Annotated in this window: 5 protein-coding genes; 3 read left to right on the forward strand and 2 right to left on the reverse strand. The window is 72.0% G+C overall.

Annotation, left to right across the window (positions count from 1 at the left end; genetic code table 11):
- Positions 1-36 precede the first annotated feature (36 nt).
- Both ACIRDX_RS01970 and ACIRDX_RS01975 read left to right on the forward strand, forming a co-directional pair.
- The gene (locus ACIRDX_RS01970) at positions 37-1,167 is read left to right on the forward strand and encodes a hypothetical protein (RefSeq protein ID WP_396623720.1); all 1,131 of its coding nucleotides are present in this window, start codon (positions 37-39) and stop codon (positions 1,165-1,167) included.
- A complete protein-coding gene (locus ACIRDX_RS01975) occupies positions 1,164-2,198 on the forward strand; it encodes a polysaccharide deacetylase family protein (RefSeq protein WP_396623721.1) in 1,035 nt (344 codons plus the stop codon). The genes ACIRDX_RS01970 and ACIRDX_RS01975 overlap by 4 nt, the downstream gene beginning before the upstream one ends.
- Here ACIRDX_RS01975 and ACIRDX_RS01980 read toward each other — a convergent pair.
- Both ACIRDX_RS01980 and ACIRDX_RS01985 read right to left on the reverse strand, forming a co-directional pair.
- Complete coding sequence (locus tag ACIRDX_RS01980) at positions 2,176-3,336, reverse strand: glycosyltransferase (RefSeq protein WP_396623722.1); 1,161 nt, start codon at positions 3,334-3,336, stop codon at positions 2,176-2,178. The two genes, ACIRDX_RS01975 and ACIRDX_RS01980, sit on opposite strands and share 23 nt — an antisense overlap.
- Positions 3,337-3,426: 90 nt before the next feature.
- On the reverse strand, positions 3,427-4,806 hold the full coding sequence (locus ACIRDX_RS01985) for a choice-of-anchor Q domain-containing protein (protein WP_396623723.1): 1,380 nt from the start codon (positions 4,804-4,806) through the stop codon (positions 3,427-3,429).
- 185 nt (positions 4,807-4,991) lie between these two features.
- On the opposite strand from ACIRDX_RS01985, the gene ACIRDX_RS01990 reads away from it, so the two are divergent.
- Positions 4,992-12,549 (forward strand): SDR family NAD(P)-dependent oxidoreductase (locus tag ACIRDX_RS01990; RefSeq protein ID WP_396623724.1); only part of this gene is annotated, 7,558 nt, incomplete at its 3' end.

Genomic DNA, 12,549 nt, shown 5'->3' on the forward strand with positions numbered 1-12,549 from the left:
ACACTGGGGGACTCCGGCAATCCCGGATGGACGACCATGGTTCCGGCAACAGAAGATGGCGGTATCCTCGCCTACGACGCCTCGTTACACGCTGAAGCGCTGGCGTTTCAACCGCAGGCCTACCCCCGCCGTCGCCGCGCCTGGCTGGCTTCTCGCTGGGACTGGATGTTCCTGGGGTCGGCGAGCCGCCTGCATGAGCGGCCGGCGGTCTGGTTCCATCGCACGGACGCCGGCATGTTCGGCCAGCGTGGCGCGATGCTCGTTCGCCTCAGGTGCGGCCACGACAGCCTGATCGCCGGCTGGCTGGTGGACACGGTCGTCCTGCCCGACGTGCGGGGCCGCGGCGTTGGCGGCGCCCTCGTGGCCCGGGCCACGCGGGACCTGCCCGTGGGCCTCTCCCTGGGCCAGACGGGCCAGATCAGAACCCTGCAGGACCGCTGCGGTTGGCAACCCGTCGCCAGCATGCGGAGCTGGTCGCTGGTGATCGATCCGCAGACGGCCTTCAGAGGGCGGCTGCGTCAGGAAGTCGTGCGCGCGGGCGTCGCGTGGGGCGCCTCGCTCTGGACGCACGTGTGCGGCCTCTGGGCGAGGCCTGCCAGCGCGTTCACCAGCTGCCCGGTCGACCGCTTCGGTCCGGCCCACGACGCGCTGTGGAGCGCCGTCGAGGCGCAGCACGCGTGTGCGGTGGTCCGTGACGCGTCGTACCTGAACTGGAAGTACGTCGAACAGCCCGGCGTCGAGCCTCGCCGGCTCGAGATCGTCGATGCGCGTGGCGACGTCCGTGGCGTGTGCGTGTGGACGCGTCTGCCGCCGGAGCGCTCGCATGCGTACGCGCGCGGCTGGATTCTGGACATGGTCGTGCCATGGAGCGATCCGGGCGCGGTGCGGGCGCTGCTCGCCGCCGTCATCGGCGACGCGCGTGCGCAGAGTGTCGCAGTGCTGGAGTTCGACGTGCTGTCGCCCCCGCTCGAGCGGGTCCTGCTCCGCAGCGGCTGGCTGCGGGGAGGGCTCACGCGCCACCTGCGGGTGTCGGCGCCAGGCGTCGCGGCCGACGTCCGGGCGCGCCTGCTCTCCACCGACGGATGGTTCCTCACCAGGGGCGACTCCGATGGCGACCATCCCTGGGCCACCGAGGCCGGCCGCGAACCCGAGGCAGCACCGGCATGAAGCACCTGTTGTTCTCCGTCCTCAAGGGCAGTGGCGCGCTGGCGCTCGCCAGGACGCTCCGGCGTCGGTCGCTCGTGGTCATCACCTACCACGGCGTGCTGCCCACGGCCGATGATCGGGACCATTTCCTGTGCGGCAACTTCGTGGCGTGTTCCGCGTTCGAGTGGCAGATGGCGCGCGTGCGCCGCTACTACACGCCCGTGAGCCTGTCGCAGGTGGTGCGCGCCCTCGAGAACGGTGAGCCCCTCCCCGAACGTGCCCTCGCGGTGACCTTCGACGACGGGTTCGCCAACAATTACAGATTCGCTGGGCCCATCCTTCGGACGTACGGCATCCCGGCGACGGTCTTCCTGGCCACCGGGCACCTCGACGTTCCCGGCGCCCAGCTGTGGACCGAACGCGTCAAGCGCGCAGTCTTCCTGTCGACGCTGGAGCGCTTGCCGGCGGTGCTCCCGGAACTCGCCGAACTGCCCCTTGGAAGCGACGGACAACGGGCCGATTCGGCGCGCAAGGTGCTCGGGCGGATGAAGCGCATGCCGCCCGCCGATCGGGACCGCGCCCTCGCCGAACTGGAGCGCGTGTGCGGGCGCCCGCCGTTGCTCGAGGGCGATCGGGACCGCTACGACTTCCTGACCTGGGAAGAGGTGCGCCGCATGGACGCGGCCGGTATCGAGTTCGGCTCGCACACCGTGTCCCATCCGATCATGTCGACGGTGGACGAGGCCGCACTGGCGATCGAGGTCGGCGACTCGCGGCGCGCCATCGAGGACGCGCTGCAGAAGCCCTGCCTCACGTTCGCCTACCCGAACGGCGGGCCGGGAGACTTCGGCCCCCGCGAGCAGCGGGCCCTGGACAGGGCGGGCTATCGCGCCGCGTTCAAGCTGTTCGGCGGGCTGAACGACACGCTGTCGCCGCCGCTGGCCCTTGACCGGGTGAACATCACGCGCGGCTTCACCCCGGCGATGTTCGACGTGCTCGCCACCGGCACCCTGCGGCTCGGCAAGGACCTCAAGGCACTCGTCGGGCGCTGACGCCCGCGCGTCGCGGATCGAGGTCGAGGTACATCTGCGTGTAGTTGCGTACCATGCCGTCGAGCGCGAAGACCTCTTCGGCACGGTGGCGCGACGCGTGGCCCATCTGCACCCGTCTGGCCGGGTCGGCGACGACGCGCGCCAGGGCGTCGGCCATGGCCTCCGGTGAACTGGCGGGCACCAGCAGGCCCGTCTCCTCGGGCACGACGAGCTCATCGGCTCCGCCGACGTGCGTGGCGACCACCGGCAGTCCGCTGGCCATCGCTTCCTGGATGGTGTTGGACAACCCTTCGGACACCGAGCTCAGGATGAAGACGTCGAGCGCCGCCATGACGCGCTCCACGTCGGGGCGATTGCCGAGGAAGCGCACGTTGTCCAGGCCGAGCGTCGCCGCCAGGCCTTCGAGTTCGTCCTTGAGGGCGCCCCGGCCCGCGATGACCCCGGTGAACTGCACACCACGCTGACGCAGCAGGGCCCACGCTCTCAGGAGGGTGGCCTGGTCCTTCACGGGCACGAGACGCCCGGCCGTGCCGAGCACCAGGTCGTCCGGCCCGAAGCCGAACTCGGCGCGCGCCTCCGGGCGGAGCGCAGGCGTGAAACGCACCGTGTCGACGCCGTTGCGGATGACGTGGATCCGCGCCGCCGGAAAACCGATGTGCTGTTCCATCCGCTCGGCCAGGCGGGACGACACGGCGATCACCCGTGTCGCGCGCCCCCAGGCCCATCGCTGGACGCGGCGGTTGAAGGGACGCAACTCGAGCGTCCCGTGCTCGCCGTGGATCAGCACCGGCACGCTCGCCAGGCGGGCGGCGAGCAGTCCCTCCACGATCGTGGCCCAGCCATGGGTGTGGAGGATGTGGGGCCTCTCACGGCGCAGGACGCGGGCGAGACGCACGATCAGCCCCGGATCGTTGCCCGGCCGCCGACCCAGTTCGAAGAAGCCCACCTCGGGTCGGAGCCTGTACTTGAGCTGCTCGCTCGGCTTGCCGCTGCAGATACTCACGGCAACCGTGGCGGGGTCCAGGGCGTTGGCCAGCTTGGCGACCCCCACCTCCATGCCGCCGAAGCCGAACGAATAGACCAGGTGCATCACCCGGACCGGACTGCTGCGGGCCTGCGCCCCTGCGTGACTGGTCAACGATCGCGTCTCCCCATGACCCGCCGGCGACTCTAGCACGGCGCCGGTCACGGATCGGCGACCTCGCGCGCGGCGGCGACATCGACTCGTTCAGGGGCGTCGCGTGCCGGCCGCGGGGCGCTGGGTCTCCTCGCTGGGGCAGTCGGGGCACCATTCGTGTGCGCCGAGGTCTGGGGCCGCACCCTGAGGGCGCGAGAGGCCCCGCCGATCCCGGGAGGCGACGACCGGCCCTCTCGCGGCGTCGACCGCGGGACTCCCGCCGACCAGGCGGTAGTCGTCGTCCTCGGCCGCCAGGAACGCCGACGAGGCCACCGCAAGACCGCGGCCCCGGACGTCCGGTGGCAAGGAGGGGCCAAGGAACAACAGGTGGTCCACGACAGGGACCGTGTCGCGCGTGGCCACGCGCCGGAACAGTCCTCCGACGGATCGGCCCGCGGTCATGTGACGAACACGGAGCCGGGCGACGTCGTCCTCGTACCGGATACCGGTGCCCACGTGATGCAGCACGATGTTCTGCAAGTCGACGGAGGCACCGGCGTCACCTGCCCCGCGGACGCGGAACGCGATCTCGCTGTGGTGCACCGTCGCGCCGTCGATGGTGACATCGACGCGCTCCTTGAGGTTGAAGGCCGCCATGTTGCGAATCAGGCCCCCCTCGAAGCCCCAGGCCTCGACATCGCGCAGGTACAACGCGGCCCGTGGGCCCCGAGCCATGGTCTTGGTGTCGAGGGCGTTTTCGCCAGGGACCGTGCCGGCCGCAAAGCCGTTGGCCGGTTCCGGCAGGGGCGCGAGCCAGATCCTCGACGACTCGATCGTCACGTCGCTCCACCCTGGCGCGGCGCGACCGGGGTCGACCTGAATGCCGTCACCGGAGAACGTGTGGATCTCGGCATGCCGAATCGCCAGGCGGCGCACCGCCCCGGCGACGATGCCGTGGGCGTCTCGTCGGCCACCTCGAGCGTCGAGACAGTGGTGGATGCGCACGGCGTCGAACCGCACGTCGGAGGGTCCGGCCATGTCGACGCAATCCCGCCCCGAACGACGGACTTCGACGCGCCGGAGGACCAGGCTGTTGGCCTCGTCCGCCACGCGAACGGTGTCGTCTTCGCCGTATTGCCCATCGAGGATGAGCCCGTCGACGTGGATGTGTGGATGGGCCAGGGTCGCGACACGGCCGAGGGCAGTCACCATCGGCGGGCGAGCGGCGTCGGCAGCGCGGACGAGGATGGGCCGCGCGGGAGTGCCGCCGCGGACGGTGTGCAGGCGTTCGGCGTACGTGCCGGGCCCGACCACCACGGTGTCGCCCGGTTCCGCCCGGTTCAGCGCGTCGCCGATCCGGGTCCAGGGGTGTGCTGCGGTGCCGAGCCCGCCGGCGGCTGCGTCGACCCGAACGTGCCACGTCCGCGACTCCTGCGACGCGTGCGCCTCGGGACGACACCCGAGACTGCCCAGGGCCAGGAGGAGCAGCACGCCTCTCGTTCCAGTTCGCCCGCGCGCTGCCAACATCGGCGTATCGTAACGTGGCGCCGGGTGGGAGGGCAGTAGAATGGGGACGGTCCGACCTCTGCCGTACTCCAGTTCGGGGAGGGGAGGCCGATGACCTGTAGGACCTGAACGGGAGGCCCGCACGCACTCGGGCCCGGAAACGCGCACGCATGTACTTCAGTCGAGCCGACGTCAGCGGTTTCGCCGCCTGGTCCCGCGACCACAACCCCCTCCACGTCGACCCGGCGTTCGGGCGTGGCACGTTCTTCGGCCGGTCGATCGTGCACGGGATGTGCTCGGTCGTCCATGCCCTCGCCGAGAGCGGGACGACGGCACAGGCCGCCCGCTCGGTGGACATCGAGTTCCTGGGCGCCATGGGCCTCGAGGCCTCGTGCCCGGTAACCGCCTCCCGTGACGGACAGACCACGCTGGTCACCGTGGCCGATCCCTCGGGAGCCCCTGTCCTGAGGCTGAAGGCCCTGCCGGACGACGCGGCGGCCGGATTCGGCGCACTCGTGGCGTGGCTGTCGGGCGCCCCGAGCGCCGACACCGTCCTGAGCCGACCCGCTGATCGCAGTCTCGACGACATCCAGCGACTGGCCGATTACACCGGCCGCTACGCCACGCTCGGCGCCCCGCCGCCTGCCCTCGAGGGGAGCGCCGTCGCGCCCCTGCACGCGCAGGTGTACGCGCTCTGCAGTTACGTCGTCGGCATGGAGGTCCCGGGACTGCGGTCGCTCTTCACCCGCGCCGTGATCCGGTTCGGCGCCGAGGTCGAGGCGCACGCCGAACTCCTGTACCGCGTCAGCATCGAGCGCGTCGATCCGGCGTTCCGGTTGCTCGACACCCGCATCGAGGTGGCGGCCGCCGATGGACGTCTGCTTGCGACCTGCCAGTTGCGCAGCTACGTGCGCTTCAGTCCCGTCGCCATCGACCTCGGCCTGCTGCGGGCGCAGGTGGCCGACCAGGCCGCGGTGCGTGGCAAGGTCGCGCTGGTGATCGGCGGGAGCCGGGGCCTGGGCGCGGACATGGCGTCGGCGTTGGCCCTGGCAGGGGCGCGTGTGTTCGTGAGTTACCACCACGACGAGGCCGGCGCCCAGTCGCTGCGCGAGCGGCTCGCGGGCGTGGGGTGCGAGATCGAGGCGCTGAAGGGCGATGCGGGAGATGCCGAGTGGTGCGCCGCAGCGATCGCGCACGTGACGGCGCAGGCGGGCGGTCTCGACGTGCTGGTGCTGAACGCCTGCGGCGCGCCCACGCCGCTCGCGATTGGCCCTGACTCCGCGGGCCAGTTCGGCCGCTACCTGCAGGAGAACTTCGCGCTCGTGCAGGCCCCGCTCGCGGCCGCCCTGCCGCCCCTGCGGGCGCGCGGCGGTGTGGTGGCCTACGTGTCGTCCTCCTACGTCGCCGAGCATCCCGCGCGCTTCGGGCACTACGTGGCCCTCAAGCAGGCGAGCGAGGCGCTCGTGGAGACGGTCGTCCGGGAAGCGCCGATGCTGGCTGGGCTCGTGCTCCGGCCGCCGCCGCTGCAGACGGCCTGGAACGACACGCCGACCGGGGCTCTGGGTACGATCGCGTCGGACCGTGTGGCCGTGGCGCTCGTGAGAGCCGTGGCTGACGCATCGCCCGGCGCGGCGCGGGTCGTCGCCGAGTTCCCGCCACACGCGGTCACCGACGCGCCCAGCGACCTGCAGCCGCTGCCGATCGCACTCGTCGCGTCGTTCACGGCCGACCCCATCGAGAAGGCGCTGCACTTCTGGGGGCGTGAACTCGGGCTCGAACCGTCAGTCTCCTTCTCGCCCTACGGCCAGGTGCTGCAGGCGCTGTTCGATCCGGGCAGCCGGCTCTCGACCAACAGCGCCGGCCTCAACGTCGTGTTGCTGCGCGTGCAGGACTGGCTTCGCGAACTGCCCGACGATCGCCGCGGCGATGTGTCGTTCGTCCGTGAGCACGTCGGCAGCGCGAGTCGCGACCTCGTGGAGGCGATGCGGGGGCACCGCGCCCGGGCTCGCGCCGCGACGCTGCTCATCCTGTGTCCCGCGTCGGCCGCCGTGACTGCCACGCCAGTGGGCGCGGTGCTGCGCGAGGTCGAGGATCGGCTGGTGGCCGAGTTGTCGGGGCTGCCCGGCCTGCAGGTCGGGCGCGCCGCGGCCCATCACGAGCAGTACGAGGTCGACGTCGAGGGCATCGACGATCCGCTGCGCGACAAGATCGGTCACATCCCGTACACCGATGCCTACTACCACGTGCTCGGCACGGTCGTGCTGCGCCACGCCTGGCAGCGCATCGCGGCGCCGCTCAAGGTGGTCGTCGTCGACTGCGACAACACGCTCTGGCGTGGGGTGGTGGGGGAGGTCGGCGCGGAAGGCATCGAGTTCGGCCCGGAGCACCTGCTGCTGCAGGACCGGCTCGTCGACCTCAGTGCCAACGGCGTGGTGGTGTGCCTCTGCTCCAAGAACGTGGAGGACGACGTCTGGCGCGTGTTCGACACGCGTCCCGACATGCACCTGAAGCGCGAGCACGTCGTGGCCGCCATGGTGAACTGGCGCCGCAAGTCGGAGAACATCCGCGAACTGGCGGCCACGCTCAACCTGGGCCTCGACAGCTTCGTGTTCCTCGACGACAACCATGTCGAGTGTGGCGAGGTGCGCGCGGGTTGCCCCGAGGTGCTGACGCTCGAGTGGCCGCACGACGAAGCGGCCGCGCGGCGCCTGCTGGCGCACCTCTGGGAACTCGACATCCAGGGCGCGACGGCCGAGGACCGCAAGCGGACGCAGATGTACCGCGAGGAGTTCGGTCGCCAGAGCCTGCGGCAGGGCGTCGGCAGCTTCCGCGACTTCCTCGCGAGCCTCGACCTGGTGGTGGAGGTCGATCCACTCACGGACGCCGACCTGGCGCGCGCATCTCAGCTGACGATGCGCACCAACCAGTTCAACTTCACCACCATCCGTCGCGACGAAGCGGAGGTGCGGGCGCTGCTCGAGACCGGCCGTCACGACATCCGCACGGTGCGCGTGCGCGACCGCTTCGGTGACTACGGCCTCGTGGGCCTCCTCATCGCCGAGCGCGGCGACGAGGCCCTGAAGGCCGACACCTTCCTCATGAGCTGTCGTGTGCTCGGCCGCGGCGCCGAGCACCGGATGATGGCCGAGCTCGGCCGCATCGCGCAGGGCTACGGCCTGCCGGCCGTCCACCTGCGGCTCGAGCCCACCAAGCGCAACGCCCCGGCGCGCAACTTCCTGGAGACGCTGGCGCCCGAGGAGATCCGCGGGGGGGCCGGCGTACTCGACTTCACGGTGCCGTCCGACGCGCTCGCGACGCTCGAGTACCAGCCCGACGATGCCGAGCCCGAGCCGGTGGTCGACGAGGCCACGCCGGCCAAGGCCGCGCCCGCAGCGGCGACGGCCGACGCGCAGGTGGGGGACCGTCAGCGGAAGCGGGAGGCGCAGGTCGCCCGCGCCATGTCGTCGCTCGCGACGGAGGCTGCGCTGTCGGTGGCCATCGACGGGCGGGCCGCCTCGGCCGTGCCGGGCGCCGCGGTGGCCGTCTCGCGCGAGCAGGTGGCGTCCACGGTGCTCGAGGCGTTCTCGCAGAGCCTCGGCCTCCCGACGGCCGAGATCGCGGCCGTCGATGGCCTCGAGGCGCTCGGCTGCACGTCGTTCCGGATCGTCGAGATCACCGTCACGCTGATGCAGTCGTTCCCCTGGCTGCCGAGCACGTTGTTGTTCGAGCACCGTGGGGTCGGCGCCATCGTCGATCACATCGCGCGCCTCGCCGACCAGCGCCTGCAGGCGCCGGCGCCGTCGGTGCGTCCTGCGCCGGTCGTGTCAGAGGCGCGCCGGGCGACGACTCGCGACGTGGCCGTGGTGGGGCTCGACCTTCGCTGTGCCGGGGCCCGGTCGGCCGACGAGCTGTGGCAGTTGCTCAGCGCCGGCGACGTCGCGGTGCGACCAGTGCCGACACGCCGTCGCTACTTCTCCGGGCCGCTCGAGGATGGCCGTCCGCACTGGGCCGGGTTGCTCGACGACGTCGATCGATTCGACGCGGCGTTCTTCGGCATCTCGCCCCGCGAGGCCGACCTGATGGACCCGCAGTTGCGGCTGTTCCTGCAGGTCGCGTGGGGCGCCCTCGAGGACGCCAATGCCGTGGCCGGCGGCGTCGAGGCCGACACGGGTGTCTTCGCGGGGCTGATGTACGACGACTACGCGCACCACGCCAACCGGCTGACGCGCGCGGCGGCGTCGCCGTACAAGAGCTGGGAGAGCTTCAGCCTCGCCAACCGGTTGTCGCAGGTGCTCGGCCTGCGCGGGCCGAGCCTCGTCGTCGACACGGCCTGCTCGTCCTCGGGCACGGCCCTCCACCTGGCCTGTCGTGCCCTGCTCGACGGTGACTGCCGGCAGGCCGTGGTCGGCGGCGTCAACCTGATTCTGGATCCCGACCGCTTCGCCCAGCTCGGCCGGCTCGGGATTCTCTCGGGCACCGGACGCTGCCTGGCGTTCGGCAAGGATGCCGACGGCACGGTGCTCGGCGAAGGCATCGGCGTGGTGGTGTTGCGTCGCCTGGACGATGCCCTCGAACGTGGGGATCGCATCTACGGCGTCATCAAGGGCACCGGCGTGAGCACCGGCAGTGGCACCGTCGGCTTCACGGCGCCCAACCCACAGGCCCAGGCCGTGGCCATCCGGCGGGCGGTCGACGTGTCGGGCATCGATCCTGCCACGATCAGTTACGTCGAGACGCACGGCACCGCGACGCTGCTCGGTGATCCTATCGAGGTGCGCGGCCTCACGCTGGGGTACGGCGTCGAGGAGGGGCGGGGCCCGGTGCGTGCGGGCATCGGCTCGATCAAGCCCAACATCGGTCATCTCGAGGCCGGGGCCGCGGTACTGAGCCTGATCAAGGTCTTGCTGCAACTGCACCACCGCACACTGTTGCCGTCGGTGTCGTCGGAGGAGCCCAACCCGCAGATCCCGTTCGCACAGCTGCCCTTCGTGGTGCAGCGGCACCTCGCGCCGTGGGAGACCGATGGCCAGCCCCGCCGCGCTGCGGTGAGTTCCTTCGGTGTCGGCGGTGCCAACGTGCACGTCATCGTCGAGGAGGCGCCGGCCCCCACGGCGCGTTCGGCAGCGACGACGCTCACGCCGCGGACGCGTCACCTCGTGACGCTGTCGGCGCGTAGCCAGGCGTCGCTCCAGGGGCAGGCCCGCGCGCTGGCCGATGCGCTGGAGGGCGAGGCCGGCACGATCGCCGACGTGGCGCACACGCTCAACGTGACCCGGCGGGTGTTCGAGGAACGTGCCGCGATCGTGGCGGTCGATGTGGAGGCACTCCGGTCCTCGCTGCGGGCCCTGGCGAAAGGCGAGGCCGATGCGGCCACGCAGCGACGGAGCGCCACAGGTGCGGCGGTGCCGCGCGTGGCCTTCCTCTTCACCGGGCAGGGCGCACAGTACGCCGGGATGGGGCGAGAGCTCTACGGCTCGCAGCCGGTGTTTCGCGAGGCCATCGATGCCTGCGCGGTTCACCTCGACGACCTGCTCGGCGTGTCGCTGGTCGAGCTGCTTCACGGTGAGGAGACCGACGCCACGCGCGGTCGCCTCGACCAGACACGGTTCACCCAGCCGGCGCTGTTCGCCGTGGAGTACGCCCTCGCGCGGCTGTGGCAGTCGTGGGGCGTCGAGCCCGCGATGGTCGTCGGGCACTCGGTCGGCGAGTTCGCGGCGATGTGCATCGCGGGTGGCCTGTCGCTGGCGGCCGCGGCTCGCCTGGTCGCCGCACGTGGCCGTCTGATGCAGGAGCTGCCGGCAGGCGGGGTGATGGTGTCGGTGGCGGCGGGTGAGGATCGTGTGCGGGCCGCGCTGGCGGGCGACGAGGACCGCGTGGCGGTGGCCGGCGTCAACGCGCCGCAGCAGACCGTGATCTCGGGCGAGCAGGCCGCCGTCGCCGCCGTGGTCGAGACCCTCTCGGCCGAGGGCGTGCGGACACGCGCGCTCACGGTGTCGCACGCGTTCCATTCGCCGCTCATGCGGCCGATGCTGTCTGCCTTCGACGCGGAACTGCAGTCGGTGACGTGGCACGCGCCGACGGTGCCGATCGTCGCCTGCGCCGATGGCGTGCCCGGCGACCAGGTCATGGCGACGCCTGTGTACTGGAGCCGCCAGATTCTCGAGCCCGTGCGCTTCGTGCAGGCGATGGAGGTGCTCCGGGCTGCCGGCATCACGGCGTTCGTCGAGATCGGACCGCACCCCGTCCTCACGAGCCTGGGGCGGCAGTGTCTCGGCGCCGCCGCGTCCGATGCGCTGTGGCTGCCCTCGATGGCACGCGAGGCCGAGGAGTGGGCCACGCTCCTGGCCGCCGCGGGTGCGCTGCACCTGGCGGGGCAGCCGCTGGACTGGGCGGCCGTCGAGGCACCCGAACGCCCGTCGATCGCGTCAGTGCCGCATTACGCCTTCGACGCGCGGCCGTATTGGGTGGCGCCGCCCTCGAGCGGCAGCGCTGCAGCGGCGCCCGTCAGCAGGCGACTTGCCGAGGTGGCGACGTACGCGGTCGAGTGGCAGCCTATCGACTCGCCCCGGGGGCCTGGCGGCTCGTCGGGCACATGGATCGTCCTGGCGGCCAGCGATCCGGCGAGTGCCGGCATCGCCGCGGCGCTCGAGCGCGCCGGCGATCGCTGCGTGGTGGTGGAGCCCGACGCGCCCGCGACGAAGGCCGACATCGGCGCGCTGCTCGAGGCACAGGCGCCCGTGCGAGGCGTCGTGCACCTCCGGGCACTCGACGCGCCCGCGAGCGGGGTGATGAGTGTCGCCGCCCTCGACGCGTGGCGGGCGCGCGTGCTCGACAGTGCACTGGCGGCGGCGCAGGCCGTGGCCGGGCACGAGGGAGCACGGCTGCACATCGTGACCCGGGCTGCTGTACCCGCCGAGCCGACAGACGTGCTGTCGTTGCCGGCCTCGGTCTTGTGGGGCTTCGGCCGGACCGTGGCACTCGAGGACCCGTCGCACTGGGGCGGGCTCGTGGATGTTCCCGGCGGTCCGGTGACCCCGGGGGATATCGCCGTCGCCGTCGACGCGGTGCGGGCCTCGTGGGATGAGGACCAGGTGGCCGTCCGAGAGGGCCGCCTGCTCGCGGCCCGCCTGGCGAAGGCCGACGTGAGCCGCCAGGGGCGCATGCGGATGCGCCCCGACGCGACGTATCTGGTGACTGGCGGGATGGGCGCGCTCGGTGTGCAGGTCGCCGCGTGGCTCGCCGACCGCGGCGCACGGCATCTGGTGCTGGCCGGTCGCCAGGTGCGCGAGTCGGCCGCCGTCGAGGCCCTCCGTCGCCGTGGCGTGTCGGTGGAACTCGCGGCGGTCGACGTCGGCGAGGCCGCACAGGTGGAGGCGCTGTTGGCGCGGACCTGCTCGGGGCCGGTACCCCTCAAGGGCATCGTGCACGCCGCCGGCGTCGACACGCAGTGCGCCCTCGGTGAGCTGACCCCCGACGACCTGACGGCGGCGCTCTCGTCGAAGATGGTGGGCGCGTGGCTCCTGCACGATCGGACGCGCGAGATCGATCTCGACTGGTTCGTGACCTTCTCGTCGCTGGCCTCCGTGCTTGGCGCCACCGGCCGCGCGCCGTACGCGGCGGCCAACGCGTTCCTCGATGCGCTTGCGCACGAGCGGGTGCGGCTCGGGCTGCCGGCGCTGTCGATCAACTGGGGGCCGTGGGCGGGCGCGGGGATGGCGGCCGAGGGCG

Source organism: Luteitalea sp., assembly GCF_044337415.1.
Classification (GTDB): Bacteria; Acidobacteriota; Vicinamibacteria; order Vicinamibacterales; family Vicinamibacteraceae; genus Luteitalea.

Coding starts and splice junctions, on each gene's coding strand:
- ACIRDX_RS01970 (WP_396623720.1), top strand. CDS start 37: ATGGTTCCGGCAACAGAAGATGGCGGTATCCTCGCCTACGACGCCTCG.
- ACIRDX_RS01975 (WP_396623721.1), top strand. CDS start 1,164: ATGAAGCACCTGTTGTTCTCCGTCCTCAAGGGCAGTGGCGCGCTGGCG.